General features: G+C 66.7%; 20 protein-coding genes and 3 pseudogenes. 8 read left to right on the forward strand and 15 right to left on the reverse strand.

The genetic code is table 11. From position 1 onward, the window contains the following. Together A9X01_RS04295 and A9X01_RS04300 are read right to left on the reverse strand one after the other, a co-directional pair. A partial coding sequence (locus tag A9X01_RS04295) for a PPE domain-containing protein (RefSeq protein ID WP_155771924.1) occupies nucleotides 1-297 on the reverse strand: 297 nt, incomplete at its 3' end. A gap of 179 nt (nucleotides 298-476) precedes the next feature. Continuing rightward, nucleotides 477-1,856, reverse strand: coding sequence for a glycine--tRNA ligase (locus tag A9X01_RS04300; RefSeq protein WP_065119449.1), 1,380 nt, complete (start codon nucleotides 1,854-1,856; stop codon nucleotides 477-479). Nucleotides 1,857-2,076: 220 nt separating this feature from the next. Here A9X01_RS04300 and A9X01_RS04305 point away from each other — a divergent pair, with 220 nt between their 5' ends. Together A9X01_RS04305 and A9X01_RS04310 are read left to right on the forward strand one after the other, a co-directional pair. After that, nucleotides 2,077-2,469 carry an ArsR/SmtB family transcription factor gene (locus A9X01_RS04305; protein ID WP_065119450.1) on the forward strand — a complete coding sequence of 131 codons (393 nt, stop codon included), beginning with the start codon at nucleotides 2,077-2,079 and terminating at the stop codon, nucleotides 2,467-2,469. Next, a complete protein-coding gene (locus A9X01_RS04310; protein WP_065119451.1) occupies nucleotides 2,466-2,855 on the forward strand; it encodes a Fur family transcriptional regulator in 390 nt (129 codons plus the stop codon). Before A9X01_RS04305 ends, A9X01_RS04310 begins: the two co-directional genes overlap by 4 nt. 1 nt (nucleotide 2,856) lies before the next feature. Here A9X01_RS04310 and A9X01_RS04315 read toward each other — a convergent pair whose 3' ends face one another. From A9X01_RS04315 to recO, 3 genes are read right to left on the reverse strand one after another with little or no spacing between them, the layout of a single operon-like run. Next, a complete protein-coding gene (locus A9X01_RS04315; RefSeq protein ID WP_065119452.1) occupies nucleotides 2,857-3,255 on the reverse strand; it encodes a hypothetical protein in 399 nt (132 codons plus the stop codon). Beyond that, entirely contained in the window at nucleotides 3,255-4,148 is an 894-nt protein-coding gene (locus tag A9X01_RS04320) for a decaprenyl diphosphate synthase (RefSeq protein WP_081282201.1), read from the reverse strand. Before A9X01_RS04320 ends, A9X01_RS04315 begins: the two co-directional genes overlap by 1 nt. Next, on the reverse strand, nucleotides 4,141-4,938 hold the full coding sequence (gene recO / locus A9X01_RS04325) for a DNA repair protein RecO (protein ID WP_065119480.1): 798 nt from the start codon (nucleotides 4,936-4,938) through the stop codon (nucleotides 4,141-4,143). The genes A9X01_RS04320 and recO overlap by 8 nt, the downstream gene beginning before the upstream one ends. A 61-nt stretch (nucleotides 4,939-4,999) precedes the next feature. Between recO and A9X01_RS04330 the strand changes: the two genes are divergently transcribed. After that, complete coding sequence (locus A9X01_RS04330; protein WP_065119453.1) at nucleotides 5,000-6,499, forward strand: amidase; 1,500 nt, start codon at nucleotides 5,000-5,002, stop codon at nucleotides 6,497-6,499. Between the two features lie 82 nt (nucleotides 6,500-6,581). Then, nucleotides 6,582-8,219 (forward strand): RecQ family ATP-dependent DNA helicase, encoded by a 1,638-nt coding sequence (locus A9X01_RS04335; RefSeq protein WP_065119454.1) that lies wholly within the window; start codon nucleotides 6,582-6,584, stop codon nucleotides 8,217-8,219. A 24-nt stretch (nucleotides 8,220-8,243) separates the two neighbouring features. Here A9X01_RS04335 and A9X01_RS04340 read toward each other — a convergent pair whose 3' ends face one another. Together A9X01_RS04340 and A9X01_RS04345 are read right to left on the reverse strand one after the other, a co-directional pair. Continuing rightward, nucleotides 8,244-8,822: a hemerythrin domain-containing protein gene (locus A9X01_RS04340; RefSeq protein WP_065119455.1), complete on the reverse strand. Its 579-nt coding sequence runs from the start codon at nucleotides 8,820-8,822 to the stop codon at nucleotides 8,244-8,246. Between the two features lie 111 nt (nucleotides 8,823-8,933). Next, entirely contained in the window at nucleotides 8,934-9,884 is a 951-nt protein-coding gene (locus A9X01_RS04345; protein ID WP_065119456.1) for a GlxA family transcriptional regulator, read from the reverse strand. A gap of 76 nt (nucleotides 9,885-9,960) precedes the next feature. On the opposite strand from A9X01_RS04345, the gene A9X01_RS04350 reads away from it, so the two are divergent. Together A9X01_RS04350 and A9X01_RS04355 are read left to right on the forward strand one after the other, a co-directional pair. After that, nucleotides 9,961-10,617 carry a DJ-1/PfpI family protein gene (locus tag A9X01_RS04350; RefSeq protein ID WP_065119457.1) on the forward strand — a complete coding sequence of 219 codons (657 nt, stop codon included), beginning with the start codon at nucleotides 9,961-9,963 and terminating at the stop codon, nucleotides 10,615-10,617. A 1-nt stretch (nucleotide 10,618) separates the two neighbouring features. Continuing rightward, the gene (locus tag A9X01_RS04355; RefSeq protein ID WP_065119458.1) at nucleotides 10,619-10,933 is read left to right on the forward strand and encodes a hypothetical protein; all 315 of its coding nucleotides are present in this window, start codon (nucleotides 10,619-10,621) and stop codon (nucleotides 10,931-10,933) included. 78 nt (nucleotides 10,934-11,011) lie between these two features. Here the strand turns inward: A9X01_RS04355 and era are convergent, their stop codons facing one another. From era to A9X01_RS04380, 7 genes and pseudogenes are all read right to left on the reverse strand, one after another. Then, entirely contained in the window at nucleotides 11,012-11,911 is a 900-nt protein-coding gene (gene era, locus A9X01_RS04360; RefSeq protein WP_065119459.1) for a GTPase Era, read from the reverse strand. Then, the gene (locus tag A9X01_RS04365; RefSeq protein ID WP_065119460.1) at nucleotides 11,904-13,196 is read right to left on the reverse strand and encodes a hemolysin family protein; all 1,293 of its coding nucleotides are present in this window, start codon (nucleotides 13,194-13,196) and stop codon (nucleotides 11,904-11,906) included. The genes era and A9X01_RS04365 overlap by 8 nt, the downstream gene beginning before the upstream one ends. Continuing rightward, nucleotides 13,193-13,729, reverse strand: coding sequence for an rRNA maturation RNase YbeY (gene ybeY / locus A9X01_RS04370; RefSeq protein ID WP_036358693.1), 537 nt, complete (start codon nucleotides 13,727-13,729; stop codon nucleotides 13,193-13,195). The genes A9X01_RS04365 and ybeY overlap by 4 nt, the downstream gene beginning before the upstream one ends. A gap of 18 nt (nucleotides 13,730-13,747) precedes the next feature. Next, a pseudogene (locus tag A9X01_RS31025) lies at nucleotides 13,748-14,086 on the reverse strand (PhoH family protein); the annotation flags it as partial. A gap of 264 nt (nucleotides 14,087-14,350) precedes the next feature. Then, nucleotides 14,351-15,175: pseudogene (locus A9X01_RS32030) on the reverse strand (LAGLIDADG family homing endonuclease); the annotation flags it as partial. Continuing rightward, nucleotides 15,164-15,883: pseudogene (locus A9X01_RS31035) on the reverse strand (PhoH family protein); the annotation flags it as partial. The pseudogenes A9X01_RS32030 and A9X01_RS31035, both read right to left, overlap by 12 nt. Before the next feature lie 59 nt (nucleotides 15,884-15,942). After that, nucleotides 15,943-16,599: a TetR/AcrR family transcriptional regulator C-terminal domain-containing protein gene (locus A9X01_RS04380; protein ID WP_065119462.1), complete on the reverse strand. Its 657-nt coding sequence runs from the start codon at nucleotides 16,597-16,599 to the stop codon at nucleotides 15,943-15,945. A gap of 73 nt (nucleotides 16,600-16,672) precedes the next feature. Between A9X01_RS04380 and A9X01_RS04385 the strand changes: the two genes are divergently transcribed. Then, nucleotides 16,673-17,578 carry an alpha/beta hydrolase gene (locus tag A9X01_RS04385; protein WP_065119463.1) on the forward strand — a complete coding sequence of 302 codons (906 nt, stop codon included), beginning with the start codon at nucleotides 16,673-16,675 and terminating at the stop codon, nucleotides 17,576-17,578. After that, nucleotides 17,562-18,230 carry a maleylpyruvate isomerase family mycothiol-dependent enzyme gene (locus A9X01_RS04390; protein WP_065119464.1) on the forward strand — a complete coding sequence of 223 codons (669 nt, stop codon included), beginning with the start codon at nucleotides 17,562-17,564 and terminating at the stop codon, nucleotides 18,228-18,230. The genes A9X01_RS04385 and A9X01_RS04390 overlap by 17 nt, the downstream gene beginning before the upstream one ends. Nucleotides 18,231-18,265: 35 nt before the next feature. Here A9X01_RS04390 and A9X01_RS29670 read toward each other — a convergent pair whose 3' ends face one another. Continuing rightward, the gene (locus A9X01_RS29670; protein ID WP_155771925.1) at nucleotides 18,266-18,409 is read right to left on the reverse strand and encodes a hypothetical protein; all 144 of its coding nucleotides are present in this window, start codon (nucleotides 18,407-18,409) and stop codon (nucleotides 18,266-18,268) included. Nucleotide 18,410: the final 1 nt, after the last annotated feature.

Raw genomic sequence — 18,410 nt, forward strand, 5'->3', positions numbered from 1 at the left:
CAAGACGCCGCCGCCATGTACAGCTACGCCGGCGCCTCCGCCGCCGCAACCACACTGACACCCTTCACCCAACCACCCCGCATACGGCACCGCCGCAGCCGCCATCGCCGACGCCGCCGCACCCTGCCACACCTGATCCACCAACGACCCCGTCACCGACGCAAACGACTCCGCCGCCAACCCCAACTCATCAGCCAACCCCGCCCACGCCCCCGCAGCCGCCAACATCGGCGCCGAACCCGCACCAGAAAACAGCCGCAACGAATTGATCTCCGGCGGCAATACCGAGAAACTCATCTCCCAGCGCCCCTCCTTTGACGGGTTATCTCATCCGCGCGATCGGGCGTTACGGACGGGCTACCGCACACCACCACTACGGACCATAGGGCGGGCGATCACCAAATCCCCGGATTTACGAAGTGGGGCACCGTGTCGCGAAATGGAGGGGTCGCGCGGCCTTCGAGGACGCGCGCGGCCTAGCCACCTTTCAGGCGCACGGCCAAGTAGTCGGCGACCTTGTCGATCGTGATGCGTTCCTGCGTCATGGCGTCGCGTTCCCGCACCGTCACGGAATCGTCTTCCAACGAGTCAAAGTCCACCGTCACGCAGTACGGAGTGCCAATCTCGTCCTGCCGTCGGTAGCGCCGGCCGATCGCTCCGGCATCGTCGAAATCGATGTTCCAGGATTTGCGCAATTCGGCGGCCAGGTCGCGGGCCTTGGGACTGAGGTCGGCGTGCCGGGACAGCGGCAGCACCGCGGCTTTGACCGGCGCGAGGCGGGGGTCCAATCGCAGCACCGTGCGCTTGTCCATGCCCCCCTTGGCGTTGGGCGCCTCGTCCTCGGTGTAAGCGTCGATGAGAAACGCCATGAACGAGCGGGTGAGTCCGGCTGCGGGCTCGATCACGTACGGCGTGTAGCGGGTGTCGCTGGCCTGATCGTAGAACGACAACTCGGTCCCGGAATGCTTTGAGTGCGTGGACAAGTCGAAGTCGGTGCGGTTCGCCACACCTTCCAGCTCGCCCCACGGGTTGCCCACGAAGCCGAACTTGTACTCGATGTCGACGGTGCGGTCGGAGTAGTGCGACAGCTTGTCCTTCGGGTGCTCGTAGAGCCGCAGGTTCTCCGGATTGATGCCGAGGTCGATGTACCACTGCTGCCGGGTGTCGATCCAGTACTGATGCCACTCTTTGGCCGTCGACGGCTCGACGAAGAACTCCATCTCCATCTGCTCGAACTCGCGGGTGCGGAAGATGAAGTTGCCGGGAGTGATCTCGTTGCGGAAGCTCTTGCCGATCTGGCCGATACCGAACGGCGGCTTCTTGCGGGAGGTCGTCACCACGTTGGCGAAGTTGACGAAGATGCCCTGGGCGGTTTCCGGCCGCAGGTAGTGCAGCCCCTCCTCGGTCTCGATCGGCCCGAGGTAGGTCTTGAGCATCATGTTGAATTCGCGCGGCTCGGTCCACTGGCCGGGTTCGCCGGTCTCCGGGTCGCGGATGTCGGCCAGCCCGTTCGGTGGCGGGTGCCCGTGCTTGGCCTCGTACGCCTCGATGAGGTGGTCGGCCCGGTAGCGCTTGTGCGTGATCAGCGACTCGACCAGGGGGTCGTGGAACACCTCGACGTGGCCGGATGCCACCCATACCTCGCGCGGCAGGATGATCGACGAGTCGAGTCCGACGACATCGTCGCGGCCGGTCACGACGGCACGCCACCATTGCCGCTTGATGTTCTCTTTGAGCTCAACCCCGAGCGGACCGTAGTCCCACGCCGACTTGGTACCCCCGTAGATCTCGCCGGAGGGAAAGACGAAGCCGCGGCGCTTGGCCAGGTTGACGACGGTGTCGATGACGGACGCCACGGGGTGGTGCGCTCCCTTCGAAGAAGATGGCCGTACAGATGACCCGAGTGGACAGCGGTAACCGTTGCCCGCAAATCATCAGTCATGGTAGCGATCACTGCCACGCTCTTTGACATGCATCATCATGCATGTGACAGTGGAGGTCAGCCGCGGACATCGCATCGGCACTCCGAAGCGGTGCGATTCTCCTCCGAACTCCTTGAGGTGGTGACTCAAAACGGTGACGTCGCCGTCGACTCCTACCGCCGCCGAAGACGATTTGGTCGGTCTCCACGACCACGGGGCCGGTGATTTCGCCGACCATCCCGCATATCCCGCGCCGCCGCCGCGGGAGATCCTCGACGGTGCCGGCGAATTGCTGCGGGCGCTGGCCGCGCCGGTGCGGATCGCTATCGTGTTGCAGCTACGCGAGTCCCAGCGCTGCGTACACGAGCTGGTCGACGCGCTGGGGGTTCCGCAACCGCTGGTGAGCCAGCACCTGAAGATCCTCAAGGCCGCCGGCGTGGTGTCCGGCGAACGGTCCGGCCGGGAAGTGCTGTATCGGCTCGCCGACCATCACCTGGCCCACATCGTGGTCGATGCGGTGGCGCACGCCGGCGAGGACACCCCGTGACCGGTGCGAGCGTCCGTTCCACCCGGCAGCGGGCGGCGGTCTTCACCCTGCTGGAGACATTGGACGACTTCCGGTCGGCGCAGGAATTGCACGACGAGCTGCGTCGGCGTAACGAGAACATCGGCCTGACCACGGTGTACCGCACGCTGCAGTCGATGGCCGCGGCGGGGATGGTCGACACGCTGCGCACCGACACCGGGGAATCGGTCTACCGCCTGTGCTCGGAGCACCACCATCACCACCTGGTGTGCCGCAGCTGTGGCTCCACCATTGAGATCGGCGACCACGAGGTCGAGACGTGGGCCGCCGAGGTCGCCGCCAAGTACGGCTTCACCGACGTCAGCCACACCATCGAGATTTTCGGAACCTGCTCCGACTGCCGGTGACTTAGCTGGTCAGCTCTTCGCGGATCCGGGCACCGGTGTCCAGCACCAACAGGATCAGGGTGCGCAACGCGTCGTCGGTCAGCCCCGCGCCGGGGAAGTTGTACCGCAGCATGACGTCGCCCGTCTTCTTGGCTTTGGTCCCCTTCTCCAGCAGAGTCACCGAGCCGAAGTTCGCGTCCCGCGCCTCCTTGGCCACCAGATCGCTGACCTTTTTGTTCAGCGGCAGATCCCACGCCAGTACCTGTGTGAGCGACACCAGGTCGAGATCCTCGGCGATGGTCACCACCCGCAGCGAGGCGAACGTGCCGTTATGCCGAACCGTCAGCGCGCCGTCGGGTTCTTGGTCGACGGGAAGGACCTCGCCGAGGATCGAGGTGAGCCGGTCCTGCAGGGAGGCCACTAGGCGCTCCCGAACCGGCGATTGCGCGACGCGTACTCCTCGCAGGCCGCCCACAAGTCCCGGCGGTCGTAGTCGGGCCACAATTTGTCCTGGAAGATGTACTCAGCGTAGGCCGACTGCCACAGCATGAAGTTGCTGGCCCGCTGCTCCCCCGAGGTCCGCAGGAACAGGTCCACATCGGGTATGTCGGGTCGCTGCATGTGCCGGGAGATCGTCGACTCGTTGACCCGGTCGGGGTTGAGCTTGCCCGCCGCGACCTCGTGGGCGATCCGCCGGGTGGCTTCGGCGATCTCGGTGCGGCCGCCGTAGTTGACGCAGTAGTTGATGGTGATGACGTCGTTGTTCTTCGTCACTTCCTCCGCGACCGCGAGTTCGTTGATGACGCTGCGCCACAGCCGCGGCGCCGAGCCCACCCACCGGATCCGGACGCCCATCTCGTTGAGGATCGCCCGCCGGCGCCGCACCACGTCGCGGTTGAACCCCATCAGGAACCGGACCTCCTCGGCGGAACGCTTCCAGTTCTCCGTCGAGAAGGCGTAGAGACTGAGCCATTTGATGCCGAGTTCGACTGCGCCGCAGGCGATGTCGATCACAACGGCCTCGCCCATCTTGTGCCCCTCGGTGCGGCGCAGCCCGCGCTGGGTGGCCCACCGGCCGTTGCCGTCCATCACGATGGCCACATGGTTGGGCAACTGGTCGGCCGGGATCCGCGGGGCGACGGCCTTGGAGGTGTGCTGCGGCGGACGGCGTGGTCCCCCGTCGGGTGCGGGCGGTAGCTGCGGGAAGACGACAGGCCACGTCGACTTGTCGGGGAAGGTCGGATAGTCGTCGGGCGCCGGGGGGAGCTGCGGGAAGTCGCTGGACTTCAGCTGTCGCTCGGCCTTTCTAGCCACACTCCGTATCCTGCCCGATCGGCTCAGCACGAAGGTCGGCAACCGAACGATCGGCGTGGTAGACCCGCTCCACCAGCGGCAGCGTCTTGAGCTGGCGCTCCAGATGCCATTGCAGGTGTGCGGCCACCAAACCGCTGACGTACCCGCGGTGTGACTGTGGTGCCCGCTCGGCGGTCTCCCAGTCGCCGTCGTGCAGGGCGGACATCAGGTCCAGCACGCCCAACGGCGGCGTGGTGGCTCCGGCCGGACGGCAATGGGTACAGACGCTGCCCCCGGCGGCGATGTGGAACGCGCGATGCGGACCGGGTGCCGCGCAACGGGCGCACTCGGTCAGTGCCGGCGCCCACCCGGCGGTAGCCATGGCGCGCAGCAGGTAGGCGTCCAGCAACAGATCGCGAGGCCGGCGGCCATCCGCGACCGCCCGCAACGCACTCACCGTGAGCCGGTGCAGCGCGGGTGCGGGGGCCCGCTCCTCGCCGGCCAGCCGTTCGGCGGTCTCGAGCATCGCGCAACCGCACGTGTAACGGCCGTAGTCGCTGACGATGTCGGTGGCGAACGCATCGATCGAGACGACCTGGGTGACGATGTCGAGGTTGCGACCGGGATGCAGTTGCGCGTCGATGTGCGCGAACGGCTCCAGGCGCGCGCCGAATTTGCTGCGGGTGCGCCGCACTCCCTTGGCGACCGCACGGACCAGCCCATGGTCTCGGGTCAGCAGGGTGACGATTCGGTCGGCTTCGCCAAGCTTGTGCTGACGCAGCACAACAGCCCGGTCTCGATACAGCCGCATCAGCATATTTTTGCACCCCGCCGCGACATCGCGCGTATCCGCGCCGATAGTCTCGTACCCCGTGGTTGGCGCTTCTAGGTCCACTTCTGGGGTCGATTCCGGCTCCAGTAAACGGCGCTTGCCCACGTTAACCGACCTGCTTTATCAGTTGGCGACCAAACGGGTGACGGCCGCCGAACTGGCGCGCCGTTCGCTGCACGCCATAGATGTGAGCCAGTCCACACTCAATGCCTTCCGGGTGGTGCTCACCGAGTCGGCGCTGGCCGACGCCGCGGCGGCCGACCGGCGACGCGCGGCCGGCGACACCGCGCCGCTGCTGGGCATCCCGATTGCGGTCAAGGACGACGTCGACGTTGCTGGAGTGCCCACCGCGTTCGGCACCGACGGGTACGTCCGGCCCGCCACGCAGGACAGCGAGGTCGTCCGCCGGCTGAAGGAGGCCGGCGCGGTGATCGTCGGCAAGACCAACACCTGCGAACTGGGTCAATGGCCATTCACCAGCGGCCCCGGCTTCGGCCACACCCGCAACCCGTGGTCGCGTCGGCACACGCCGGGCGGTTCCTCGGGCGGCAGCGCCGCCGCGGTGGCCGCCGGCCTGGTGACCGCCGCCATCGGCTCCGACGGCGCGGGCAGTGTGCGCATCCCGGCGGCATGGACCCACCTGGTGGGCATCAAGCCGCAGCGCGGCCGCATTTCCACCTGGCCGCTGCCCGAGGCGTTCAACGGCATCACCGTCAACGGGGTGCTGGCCCGCACGGTCGCCGACGCGGCGCTGGTGTTGGACGCGGCGTCCGGCAACGTGGAGGGCGACCTGCACAAACCGCCACCGCTCACCGCATCCGACTACGTCGGCATTGCGCCCGGCCCGTTGAAAATCGCACTGTCGACCGGGTTTCCGTACACCTTCTTCCGGGCCAAGTTGCATCCCGAGATCCTGGCCGCGACCCAGAAGATGGGTGAACTGCTGGAGCTGCTCGGCCACACCGTGGTGAAGGGCAACCCCGACTACGGACTGCGGCTGTCGTGGGACTTCCTGGCGCGGTCCACGTCCGGGTTGTGGGCGTGGGAGGAACGGTTGGGCGACGGCGTCAACTGGGACCCGCGCACCCTGTCGAATATGCGCACCGGTCATATGCTTTCGCAGGCCACGCTGCGCAGCGCGCGTCGCCACGAGGCCGCCGACCAGCAGCGGGTTGGCTCGATCTTCAACATCGTCGACGTCGTGCTGGCACCGACCACCGCACAGCCACCCCCGCAGGTGCGGGCCTTCGACCGGCTGAGCGGCATCGGCACCGACCGCGCGATCATCGCCGCGTGCCCGTACACCTGGCCGTGGAACGTGCTGGGTTGGCCGTCGATCAACGTGCCGGCGGGCTTCACCTCCGACGGCTTGCCGATCGGCGTGCAGCTGATGGGACCGGCCAACAGCGAGGGCATGCTGATCTCGCTGGCCGCCGAGCTCGAAGCGGTCAGCGGCTGGGCCGCCAAGCAGCCCGAGGTGTGGTGGAACACCGGTAACAGCACGCCGCCGATTCACAGCGTACCGTTGCCCCGACACTGAGCTTTCGGGGATTTGGCCAAGCGGGCCAAGGTGTTTCGCGTGGGGTCCGTTTGCCGTTCTGCACATCGGGTAGAGGACGACGGTGAAAGCTCAGCCTTCGGTGGACCTCGACGAGATCGCCCGTGACCGGTTCGGCTGGGAAAGCCTGACCGATGAGCAACGGGAGGCGATGCGCGCGGTTCTGCGGCGCCGGGACGTGCTGGCCGTGCTGCCCACCGGATCCGGAAAGTCGGGCATCTACCAACTTCCGTCGCTGTTGACCGAGGGCGCGACGCTGGTCGTGTCGCCGCTCATCGCGTTGCAGCAGGACCAGATCGCCGCGCTCGAACACCGTGCCGCCGGTGTCGCCGTCGCCGTCAACTCGGGACTGAGTCCGGCTGAGGAGCAACGCAGTTGGGAATTGATCGACCAGCGCCGCGCGGATTACATTTTCGTATCCCCCGAACAACTGGCCAACGATGACGTGGTCAAACGACTCAGCCGGGCCAAGCTATCGCTGCTCGTCGTCGATGAGGCGCATTGCGTTTCGGCCTGGGGACACGACTTTCGTCCCGACTATCGTCGCCTGGCGGACGTATTTGCCCGGCTGGGTCCGTCGATTCCGATCATCGCGCTGACCGCCACGGCATCCGTGGTGGTACGACGCGACATCGTGGACCGGCTCGGTTTGCGTGACCCCGCAATCATCGTCGGCAGTTTCGACCGTCCGAATCTGCGGCTGCGGGTCGAACGGCACACCGACGCCGACCGCAAGCGTGCGGCCGTCCTGGATGCCATACCGGAGATGCAGGGTCCGGGGTTGCTGTACGTGGCGACCCGCAAAGAGGCCGCGGAATACGCTGAGGCATTGCGCGACAGGGGTGTTCGAGCTGCCGCATACCATGCCGGCCTCTCGGCCGACCAGCGCGAGGCGGTACACGCCGGTTTTCACGATGACGAATTCGACGTGGTCGTGGCGACATCGGCGTTCGGCATGGGAATCGACAAGCCCAACGTGCGCTTCGTGGCACACGCTTCGATCCCCGACTCGCTGGACAGTTACTACCAGCAGATCGGCCGTGCCGGACGCGACGGCGCCGACGCGGCGGCGTTGCTGTTCTACCGCGCCGAAGATCTCGGGCTGGCACGGTTTTTCACCTCCGGGCGACCCGACGAAGGGCTACTTCGGTCGGTATTCGGCGCGCTGGACAAGGCACGGCCGATGAAGCTCAAGGCGTTGCGCCGCTCGCTCGGCACGCGGGGCCGCAAGCTCACCAACGCCGTCAACCTCCTCGAGGAATGCGATGCCATCCGCGCTACCCGCAAGGGGTTCGTAGCGGCCCGCCTTTCCACCAAACGGGCGGTGGCGCTGGCGCTGCAGGAGGCCGGACTGCGTGAACGAGTGGATCTGAGCAGGGTGGACATGATGCGCGGCTACGCCGAAACGCAATACTGCCGAAGGGTTTTCCTGTTGTCTTACTTCGGCGAGTCATACTCCGGCGGGTGCGGCAACTGCGATGCCTGCGCGGACGGACTCAGCGAGGGCGGTGCCGGGCGCCCGGCTATTGCGGTTGGCACCGACGTGGAGCATCGGCAATGGGGCCACGGCATGGTGATCGGCGGTGAAGAGGAACGCGTCACGGTGCTGTTCGACGAATTCGGTTACCGGACACTGTCGATGGCAGCGGTCCGCGAACATGGGCTGCTCGAGGTGAATAGTCCGGTCGCCGAGCCGGCGTAATCTCCGACCCGGCGCCGCTGGGGCTCACTCGATCTGGGGATCCGGTGGATTGTCCTGCGAGCGGCCGGTGACCGCGTCCCGGACGTGGTCCATCACCGCCGCACCCATTCCCATTGTCTTGAGCACAGTCGAATTGGGCGGGGTGTTCGGGTGGGGCCGGGTGGGCGCCATCTTCTTGGCCGCCTCCAGCTTGGAGCCGATCTTCTCGAGCTCGTCACGGCTCAGGGCGTTCTCTACCTGTGGCCACACGACATCCTGCTCGTAGGCAATGTGCTCCCGGCCGAGGGCGATGAATTCCTGTAGCGCCTCGTGGTAATCCGGGTCGCCCGGCTTACCGTCTTCGAGTCGTTGCAGCAGCTTCTTGCCGGCCTGTTCTTGCTCGACCGCTTTGTCGGCGATCGAGTCACCGATCGCGTCACGCACCGCCGGCCAGAAGAACTGCTCCTCGATGGCTTCGTGCTGCGACTCGGCGATGATGAGGTTGTTCACCACCGTCTCCAGTCCACTGGCCTCGGCCCCACTGCCCGACGGCGCTCCATCGAGCGTCTCGAACAGGCCGAGCACACTCTTGTGGTCCTGGCGAAGAAACGTTAAAGCGTCCATAACTACCTTCCGATTTGGGCTGTATCGGTGGACCTGTGGTACCCGAGCACCCCACATTCAAACGGTTCGCCGCGGATGCGAAACCGGCTTACACGAAACGAAATTCGTCGGCTATGAGCTAGCGGTGCGTTCGCGAAAGGTATTGCGGTAACTCTGCGGCGACACCCCTGCCGCCCGGCGGAACTGGTCGCGGAAATTGGTTGTGGAGGCGAAACCCACGCGGCGCGAGATGCTTTCGATCCCGTCGTCGGTTGCCTCGAGCAGTTCCTGTGCGTGCCTGATCCGAACGCCGTTGACCCACTGCATGGGTGTTTGCCCCGTCTCGCGTTTGAAACTGCGATTCAATGTCCGCACGCTGGTGGCGGCGCGCCGGGCAAGCTCGTCGAGGGTCAGTGGTAGGTGGGCGTTGTTCTCGATCCAGGCCAGGACACCGTCCAGTTCGGTGTTGGCCTGCTGGCGATTCCGGACGATGAATTGCGCTTGACCGCCGGTGCGGTGCAGCGGGGCGACCGCCAGCCGCGCAGTGTGGGCTGCAACGGCCGAGCCGTAGTCGCGGGAGATCATGTGCAGGCACAGGTCCAGGCCGGCGGACGCGCCTGCCGAGGTGAGGATCTGGCCTTCGTCGACGTACAGCGCGTCGGCGTCTAGCCGGACGCTTGGATAGGCCGCCGCGAAGGCTTGGGCCGCCATCCAGTGCGTGGTCGCCCGTTTGCCGTCCAGGATTCCCGCGGCGGCCAGGGTGAATGCCCCACTGCAGATGGATGCGATTCGGGTTCCGTTGCCGTAGGCGGCCTTCAGCGCGACCACGACGTCGTCGCGCACCGCCCGGCTGACGTCATGGCGACCCGGTACGACGATGGTGTCGGCGTGTGCCAGCTCCGCCAGGCCGTACTTGGTGCTGATTCCGATCGCTCCCGCGGCGACAACGGGTTCGCAGCCACACACCCGTATCCGGTAGCCCGGTTCGCCCGTGGCCAGCCGCGCATGGCCGAAGGTCTCTAGCGCGATGGCCAGATCGAACGCGATCACGTCCGGTTCGGCCAGGACGGCTATCGCGTGCACAGTATGGCAATATACCGCCGAATCGTGGCTATCCTGCCACTGTTCTGGGTACGCCCGATCGGTTTCCATTGAGCGCATGCTGGTGCAGATCGTGCTCTACGACGGTTTCGACCCGTTCGATGTGATCGGGCCCTTCGAGGTCTTCGCCGCCGGCAGCGACTATCTCGGTGGTGACCTGGACGTGCGGCTCGTGTCTGCGGAGGGGCCACGCCGCGTCGTCAGCGGCACCCGCGGTCTGGAATTGGCCGCCACCGCGGCGCTCGATCCGACGCTGGATGGGTGCGTCCTGGTGCCCGGTGCCAGCGGACCGGTTGCGGTCGACCCCGACGAGGGTGTCGAGACCATCCCAGTGCTGCTCGCGCGGGCCGCCCAGTCGGAGCTGGGCACGTTACTGCAGAAGGCCCTTGACAATTCGGCCGTGACGGTCGCGGGGGTGTGCGGCGGCTCGGTGATCATGGCGATGGCGGGCCTGATCGAGGGACGGCACGCGGTGACCCATCATCTGGGCCTGGACCTGCTGGACGCGGCCGGGGTGCACGCGGTGTCGGCCCGGGTGGTCGACGACGGCGATCTGGTCACCGCCGGCGGGGTGACATCGGGGTTGGACCTGGGCCTGTACCTGCTGGACCGGTGGTACGGGCCGCGGATCGCCCTTGCCGTCGAGAAACTCTTCGAGTACGAGCGGCGGGGCACCGTGTGGCGCAATGCCGGCCGGGTACCGGTGGAGGCATAGCGTGGACATCGACGGTGACTGGGACGTGGCGATCAAGACGCCGATCGGCACCCTGGGGGTGCAGTACGTCTTCACCCGCGGGCCGGACGGTCTCGCCGGCACCGCCACCTACAAGGATGAAACGGTCGCGCTGCGGGATCTTTCGCTTGTCGACGCGGAAGGTGGCAGCCGGTTGACCTGGCGGCAATCTGTCAGCAAGCCGATGCGGCTCAATCTGTCCTTCGATGTGGTGTTCGACGGCGACGTCATGACCGGGCACTCGCGTGCCGGGCGGCTGCCGCGCTCCGCGGTGACCGGCCGCCGCCGTGGTGCGTGAGCTTTTGCTCGTCGAGCGTGCGGCTTATGGCGGCGCGGAGGCCGATTCGCCTACGTAGGCCCACACTCGACGCACCCGCTAAAAACCCAAGCGCCCAAGCTGTTTGGGGTCGCGCTGCCAGTTTTTGGCGACCTTCACCCGCAGATCCAAGTAGATCTTGGTGCCGAGCAGCTTCTCGATCTGGTTGCGCGCCGCGGTACCCACCTCGCGCAGCCGGGACCCGCCCTTGCCGATCACGATGCCTTTCTGGCTGTCCCGCTCGACATAGAGCACGGCATGCACGTCGATCAGATCGTCGCGCCCCTCGCGGGGGTTGACTTCGTCGATCACGACGGCCAGCGAATGCGGCAGTTCGTCGCGCACCCCTTCGAGGGCGGCCTCGCGGATCAGCTCGGCCATCAACACCTCTTCGGGCTCGTCGGTCAGCTCACCGTCGGGGTAATACGCCGGGCCCGGCGGCAGTGCCGCGGCCAGCACGTCGGTCAACACGTCGACCTGCGCGCCGGACACCGCCGACACCGGCACGATTTCAGCGGCATTGGCGACCAATTCGCTGACCGCGACCAGCTGGGCGGCCACCCGGTCTTTAGGCACCTTGTCGATCTTGGTGACGATCGCGACCAGGGTGGTCTTCGGGGCGACCGCCCGGATCTGGTCGACGATCCAGCGGTCTCCGGGACCGATCGCCTCGTCGGCCGGGATGCACAAACCGATGACGTCGACCTCGCTGTAGGTGTCGCGGACCAAGTCGTTGAGGCGCTTGCCGAGCAGAGTGCGGGGCCGGTGCAAGCCCGGGGTGTCCACCAGAATGATCTGGAAGTGCTCGCGGTGCACGATTCCGCGGATCGTGTGCCGGGTCGTCTGCGGGCGCATCGAGGTGATCGCCACCTTCGCCCCGACCAGGGCGTTGGTCAGTGTCGACTTGCCGGTGTTCGGCCTGCCGACCAAACAGACGAAGCCGGAACGGAAATCACTCATCACCCTCGCTCTCCGGCGGCTCGACCCGGCTCAGCAGCACGGTGCCCACCCGGACCCGTCCGCGATGATCACGACCGCCTTCGGCGTGCAGCCGCAGGCCATGCGACACCACCTCGGCACCGGGCAACGGCACGCGCCCGAGTTCAAGCGCCAGCAGCCCGCCGACGGTGTCCACGTCGAGATCGTCGTCGAACTCCACGCCGTAGAGCTCGCCCACGTCTTCGATCGGCAGTCGCGCCGACACCCGGAAACGGTCGTCGCCCAGGTCTTCCACGGGAGCCGTCTCGGCTTGGTCGTACTCGTCGGCGATCTCGCCGACGATCTCTTCCAGCACGTCCTCGATGCTCACCAGGCCGGCGATGGCACCGTATTCGTCGACCAGCAGCGCCATATGGTTGCGGTCGCGCTGCATTTCGCGCAGCAACGCGTCCAGCGGCTTGGAGTCCGGGACGAACACGGCCGGCCGCATGACCTGCGCCACGGTGGTCTCCCGGGCGCCGTTGCGGGAGAAAACGGACTGCTGCACAAGATCTTTCAGATAGACGACGCCGAGGATGTCGTCGACGTTCTCGCCGATCACCGGGATGCGGGAGTGGCCACTGCGCACCGCCAGCGCCATTGCCTGGTGCGGCGACTTGTCACTCTCGATCCACACCATCTCGGTGCGCGGCACCATCACCTCGCGCGCCGGGGTGTCTCCGAGCTCGAACACCGACTCGATCATCCGGCGTTCGTCGGCGGCGACCACACCGCGCTGCTGCGCCAGATCGACGACCTCGCGCAGCTCGATCTCGGAGGCGAACGGCCCGTTGCGGAAGCCGCGGCCGGGAGTGAGCGCGTTACCGAGTAACACGAGCACCCGACTGATCGGCATCAACAGCCACGAGATCACCTGCAGCGGAAGGGCCGTCGCCAGCGAGATGGAATAGGCATGCTGGCGACCCAGCGTGCGGGGCCCCACACCGATCACGACGAAGCTGGTCACCACCATGATGGCGGCGGCGTAGAACAGACCCCAGTCCATGCTGACCTTGTGCCGGAAATACACCACCAGCAGCGCGGTCGCGGTGATCTCGCAGACGATGCGCAGCAGCACCACCAGGTTGATGTATCGCGGGCGGTCGCCCATCACCTTGAGCAACGACCTCGCACCGGGCCGCTCGTCGCGCACCAACTCGTGCACCCGGGCCAGCGAGACGGTGCTGATGGCGGCGTCGAGCGCGGCGAAGATCCCGCCCAGACCGATCAACACGACCGCACTGAGCAGCTGATAGAGACTGGTCACGGCTGGTCGAAATACCTTGACTTGTCGAGCAGGCGGCGGTCCCGCTCGTGCTGGCGGTCGTACTGGTAGGCCTCGACCTGCTCGGCCACCCACTCCTCCAGCAGCCTGTCCTGCAAGGCGAACATCTCGCGTTCCTCGTCCGGCTCGCCGTGGTCGTAGCCGAGCAGGTGCAGCACGCCGTGGATGGTCAACAGCGCAAGTTCATGCCCGAGGCTGTGACCCGCCGCGGCGGCCTGCTTGGCGGCGAACTCAGGGCACAGCACGATGTCGCCCAGCATCGCCGGACCCGGCTCGGGCGCATCGGGGCGACCGCCGGGCTCGAGTTCGTCCATCGGGAAGCTCATCACGTCCGTCGGACCGGGCAGGTCCATCCACCGCATGTGCAGGTCGGCCATGGCCGCCGTGTCCAGCAACACCATCGAGAGCTCGGCGGCCGGGTGCACGTCCATCTGATCGATGACGAACCTGGCCACACTGACCAGTTCGGCTTCGGAGACGTCGATGCCCGACTCGTTGGACACTTCGATGCTCATAAGGCGCTCACGCACCCATCATCGACGATTGCGGCTGCCGGATGCCCGCCGAGCCGCCCGATTCATCCCGTGACCGGGCTCTTCGTAACGCGCGTAGGCGTCGACGATCTCCCCCACCAGGCGATGACGAACCACATCCGCGCTGGTCAGCTCGGCGATATGGATGTCGTCGATGTCTTCGAGGATGTCGACGGCCGCCCGCAATCCGGACCGCGCGCCGCCCGGCAGGTCGACCTGGGTGACGTCGCCGGTGACGACGACCTTGGAGCCGAAGCCGAGCCGGGTCAGGAACATCTTCATCTGCTCGGCAGTGGTGTTCTGCGCCTCGTCCAGAACGATGAAGGCGTCGTTGAGCGTGTTGTGCGTGAGCAGGAAGTCCTCGGTGACATAAAGCGAATCCGCGGCGGCCACCTGGATGCACACGGCCTCTTCGGTGCCCGCGGATTCGATGCTGTCGACAAAACGCATGGGGCGACCACACCCGTCGGCGTCGTACTTCGCGAGTTTGCGCGCCAGCCGGAACGGGATGACGCCGGCCGGCAAACGGATGTCGAGAATGTGCGCGTCGGACCGATGCGGCACCGCCCGGCCGCGCGCCAGAGCTGGCTTGCGGCCTTCGGCCGGCCGAGCCCGCGTGTACACGACGCCGCCGAGCGATCGCACCAGGAACGTCATATCGTCGCGCAACCGATCGGACACGGTTGTGAACTGGATGCGGCAGGAGCGTCCCTGCTGGGTGACCGGGCCGCCATCGGTGTCGAGCAGACCTTGCAGCACCCCCAGGCGCACATCGACGGAATTGAACAGGTACTCGGGGGGCACGAACTTGGTGTCGGATCGGGTACCGGCCAGTCCCAGTTGCCGCAGCGCGTCGGTGACCGGATTCGCCTTCGTGATGACGTCCCCGGGTGATGTAATCCGGTTCAGCACGTAATCCACGTCGCTCTTACGACGGAGGGTTATCCCTGGAATCAGGCATTCCAGAGCATGCGCCAACTCTGGGTCATTCGTCGCAAAGCCGGGTGTAGTCGAGCAGGTGATGCACCCGTCGCCAAGCAATAACCCAAGCGCGTAGGCGTCGAGCGGGACCGCCCGGGATGCGAACTGCACCGGCGCGCTCAGCATCGGCAGTTCGTAGCGATGGTAATGCGCGGCACGGAGATTGCCGATCATCTCCTTGGTCTGCAGGACTCGAGCGGGTCTGCCGCGCCGCTTGTCCGAGCGCGTGTAGACAGACCAGAGATGGTCACCCGACGCCAAGGTCGACGAACCGTCCTGCGCAGAGACCCGATAGATCTCTTTGAAGCCTTGCGGATAAACCCCGAGAACCTCCGTCGGGCGCCCGTCCGAGCCGATCACGAAGTCACCGACCCGCAGGCTTCCGATCGGTCGGAAACCACTGGGAGTCAACACTTTGGTGAAGACCGGTTGCGCCCGGCCGCGCATGTATGCCAGCGGCGCCACCTCGATGACCCCGGCCGACATCAGCTTGGGGATCAACTCGGGGTCCATCATGTCGTAGAGCGCGTCGTACAACGGGCGCAGATAAGGGTCGATCTTCTCGCTCAGCGTGCCGGGCAGAAAGCCAAGGCGCTCACCGGCTTCCACCGCCGGCCGGGTCAGGATGATCCGGGTCACCTGCTTGGTCTGCAGCGCGTGCACGGCCTTGGCCATGGCCAGATACGTCTTTCCGGTACCGGCCGGACCGATCCCGAACACGATGGTGTTGGCGTCGATCGCATCGACGTAGTGCTTCTGGTTGAGCGTCTTGGGCCGAATCGTCTTGCCGCGGCGGGCCAGGATGTCGAGCGTAAGGACATCGGCCGGGGATTCGTTGCCGGTGCCGACCAGCATGGCGACGCTGTGCCGCACCACTTCCGGCGTCAACGCCTGTCCCCTGTCGACGATTGCGACCAGTTCGGAGACGGCCCGCTCGGCCAGGGCGACATCGGCCGGTTCACCGGCAAAGCTGACGGTGTTGCCCCGCACATGCAGGGTGGCGTTCAGATTGCGTTCGAGGGCACGTAGATTCTCGTCGGCCGAGCCAAGCAGGCCCATGACGAGGTCGGGCGGAACATCGAAGCTGCTGCGAACTTGAGCGTCGGTCTGACGGGTCACGCCAGCGTCAGCAGCGCGGGTCTCGCGGGGCGTCACGTGGTTTCTGCTGCCTGCTTTCTGGCGTGGGGACGTGCGTGCGGACGAAAAAGCCGAATTCAGTCTACCGCCGGTGGGTGACCTGTTCCCAAAGATTTGATGCCTGCCAGCAGGATGCCCAGCCCGCGGTCGAAGTCGGCGGCCGCCGTCGAACGCTGGCTGACGTGCGCGAGCGCAGCGATGTGGGGATGCTCGTCACCGGCCAGGCCACCTATCCGCGCCGCCACGGCGACCTGTTCGCGATCCCGTCCGGCTCCGGCCAGCGGTCCGGCCAACTCCGCCTGTGCGCTGCCGGTGACCAGGGCCAGCACCGCGCGGAAACTGGCCAGCACGTCGTGTTCGGCCAGCCCGGCGCGATTGAGAGCCGCAATCAACCGGTCGGCGGCGGCATAGCTCGACGCTGACACCGTTCGTCGAGTCAGCACCAGTGGCACGGCGTTGGGGTGCCGGCGCACCGCCTCCCACATGGCCGTCGCGATCGCGCGCACGTCGGCACACCAATCATCGGTTCCCGCAGGAACTTTCACCTCGGCGATGACGGCCTCGGCGACCAGCTCCTCCAGCTCGCGCCGATCCTTGACGTAGTTGTACAGCGTCATCGGGCCGGTGCCGAGCGCCGTCGCCAGCGAGCGCATGCTCAGCCCGCCCAGCCCGTCGCGGTCGACGATCTCCAAAGCCGCCGCGGCGATATCGGCCACCGAGAAGCGAGCGCGCATCCGGATCCCCTTTCGTTGACACGTACATCGTACGTAAGGTACAACACGTACATCGTACGTATCAGGAGGGTTCATGACCGTCATCCCCCGCACCGTCGCCACCGAATTCATTTCAGAAGGAACCCGTTGCGCCGCGTGGCTCACTCGGCCGGCCGATGCGGGCCCGCATCCGGCCGTCGTCCTGGCGCACGGTCTGGGCGCCAACCACACGATGGCCTTGGCCCGTTACGAGCGGCACTTCTCCGCTGCCGGGATCGCGACCCTGGCATTCGACTACCGCAACCTGGGCGCCTCCGACGGGGACCCGCGGCAGCGGCTCAGCCTGCGTCGTCATCGCCGCGACATCGTGGCGGCCCTGGGCTTCATCCGTTCGGCGCCCGGCATCGACCCGGCCCGGGTTGCTCTGTGGGGCACCAGTCTGGGCGCAATGCACGTGTTGCGGGTGGCCGCCGAACGGCCCGGCGTCGCCGCCGTCGTGGTGCAGTGCCCGATCGTCGACGGGCCTGCGGCGCTGCGCCGACTGGGCTGGGCTTCGTTGCTGCGGGTAGGGCCGGCGGTCGCCGCAGACACCGTGCGCGCCGCCACCGGACGGCCCCGCCGCTACGTACCCATCGTGGGACCGCCGGGCACTTCGGCCGCCGTCACCGTCGCCGGCGCCGAGGACGGGTGGAACTCGACCGTGGATCCCGGCGGTTCGTTCGACAACCGTATCGCCGCTGCGAACGTCGTCGAGATCGCCGTCACCAGCGCCAAACGCAAGGCGCGCCGGATCGCGGCGCCGCTGCTGGTGTGCGTATCGCAACGCGAGACGCTGATGGATCCCCGTCATGCCGAGGACGTCGCCAGACGAGCGCCGCACGGCGTGGCTCGCTACTACGACGGCGACCACTTCCAGATCTATCACCCGCCGCTGCTGGCCGGCCTGCTCGCCGACCAGACCGCTTTCCTGAAGGAGCATTTGCATGTCGGATCTGCGTAAGCTATTGCACGACAACGATTCCCGCTTCGTCCACTGGGCCGGGCAACTACCGGACGCCGAGTGGCAACAACCGAGCCTGTGCATGGGATGGCGAAATCACGACGTGCTGGCCCATTTGGTGGTGGGGTACCGGGCCTCGGGGACCGAGCTCGGCCGATACCTGTTCAGACACCGCGGATCGTTCGACCGCGCGAACAGCGCTCTGTCCATCGATGTGGCGCGGCGGCGCGGTCCCGCCGCTCTGCTTGATGAGTTCTCGACATTGATCCGTCGGCCCCGTGGCGTGGGCCGCGTCTTTCCCCGGCGACTTCTATTGGGCGATCACATCGTTCACGAACTCGACATCGCCTTCGCGCTGAACCGGACGCCTGAGGTAACCCCCGCAGCTTTGGTTGCGGTGCTCAATACGCAAGTGCGCGTGCCGAACCCGTTCGTGCCCGCGGCCGCACGGGCTCGTGGACTGCGGTTGCGCGCCACCGACGTCGACTGGACACACGGCAACGGCACCCGGACGGTGATCGGCGGTGCGGCGCAGCTGGCGTCGGTGCTGGCCGGCCGACCGTGGGCGCTTCAATACCTGAGCGGCAGTGGCATCGACGAATTGCGGGCCCGGCTGGCTGGCGACTGTACGGCGAAGCCCACTGTGCCGTAGGCACGACCAGTAACGCCGACCCCACCCCTGCGCGATCAGCTGCCGCGGCGAAAACCGCGTGCTGCGTCCGCCAGCTCGCAGCGCAGCGCAAGACAGGAGCTGGCGGCGATCAAGGCCAGCTCCTGTAGGACCGCCGCCCAGTCGGGCAGCTCAGCCGGAGTCGGTAACGCACAATCCATC

The sequence above is a fragment of the Mycobacterium asiaticum genome (assembly GCF_001668675.1).
Classification (GTDB): Bacteria; Actinomycetota; Actinomycetes; order Mycobacteriales; family Mycobacteriaceae; genus Mycobacterium; species Mycobacterium asiaticum_D.

What these genes read in the sequence shown, in the direction of transcription:
- recO (WP_065119480.1), bottom strand. Translation starts at nt 4,938, where the DNA reads ATGCGGCTGTATCGAGACCGGGCTGTTGTGCTGCGTCAGCACAAGCTT.
- A9X01_RS04340 (WP_065119455.1), bottom strand. Translation starts at nt 8,822, where the DNA reads ATGGACGCTTTAACGTTTCTTCGCCAGGACCACAAGAGTGTGCTCGGC.
- A9X01_RS04350 (WP_065119457.1), top strand. Translation starts at nt 9,961, where the DNA reads ATGCTGGTGCAGATCGTGCTCTACGACGGTTTCGACCCGTTCGATGTG.
- era (WP_065119459.1), bottom strand. Translation starts at nt 11,911, where the DNA reads ATGAGTGATTTCCGTTCCGGCTTCGTCTGTTTGGTCGGCAGGCCGAAC.
- ybeY (WP_036358693.1), bottom strand. Translation starts at nt 13,729, where the DNA reads ATGAGCATCGAAGTGTCCAACGAGTCGGGCATCGACGTCTCCGAAGCC.
- A9X01_RS04380 (WP_065119462.1), bottom strand. Translation starts at nt 16,599, where the DNA reads ATGCGCGCTCGCTTCTCGGTGGCCGATATCGCCGCGGCGGCTTTGGAG.
- A9X01_RS04385 (WP_065119463.1), top strand. Translation starts at nt 16,673, where the DNA reads ATGACCGTCATCCCCCGCACCGTCGCCACCGAATTCATTTCAGAAGGA.
- A9X01_RS04390 (WP_065119464.1), top strand. Translation starts at nt 17,562, where the DNA reads ATGTCGGATCTGCGTAAGCTATTGCACGACAACGATTCCCGCTTCGTC.
- A9X01_RS29670 (WP_155771925.1), bottom strand. Translation starts at nt 18,409, where the DNA reads ATGGATTGTGCGTTACCGACTCCGGCTGAGCTGCCCGACTGGGCGGCG.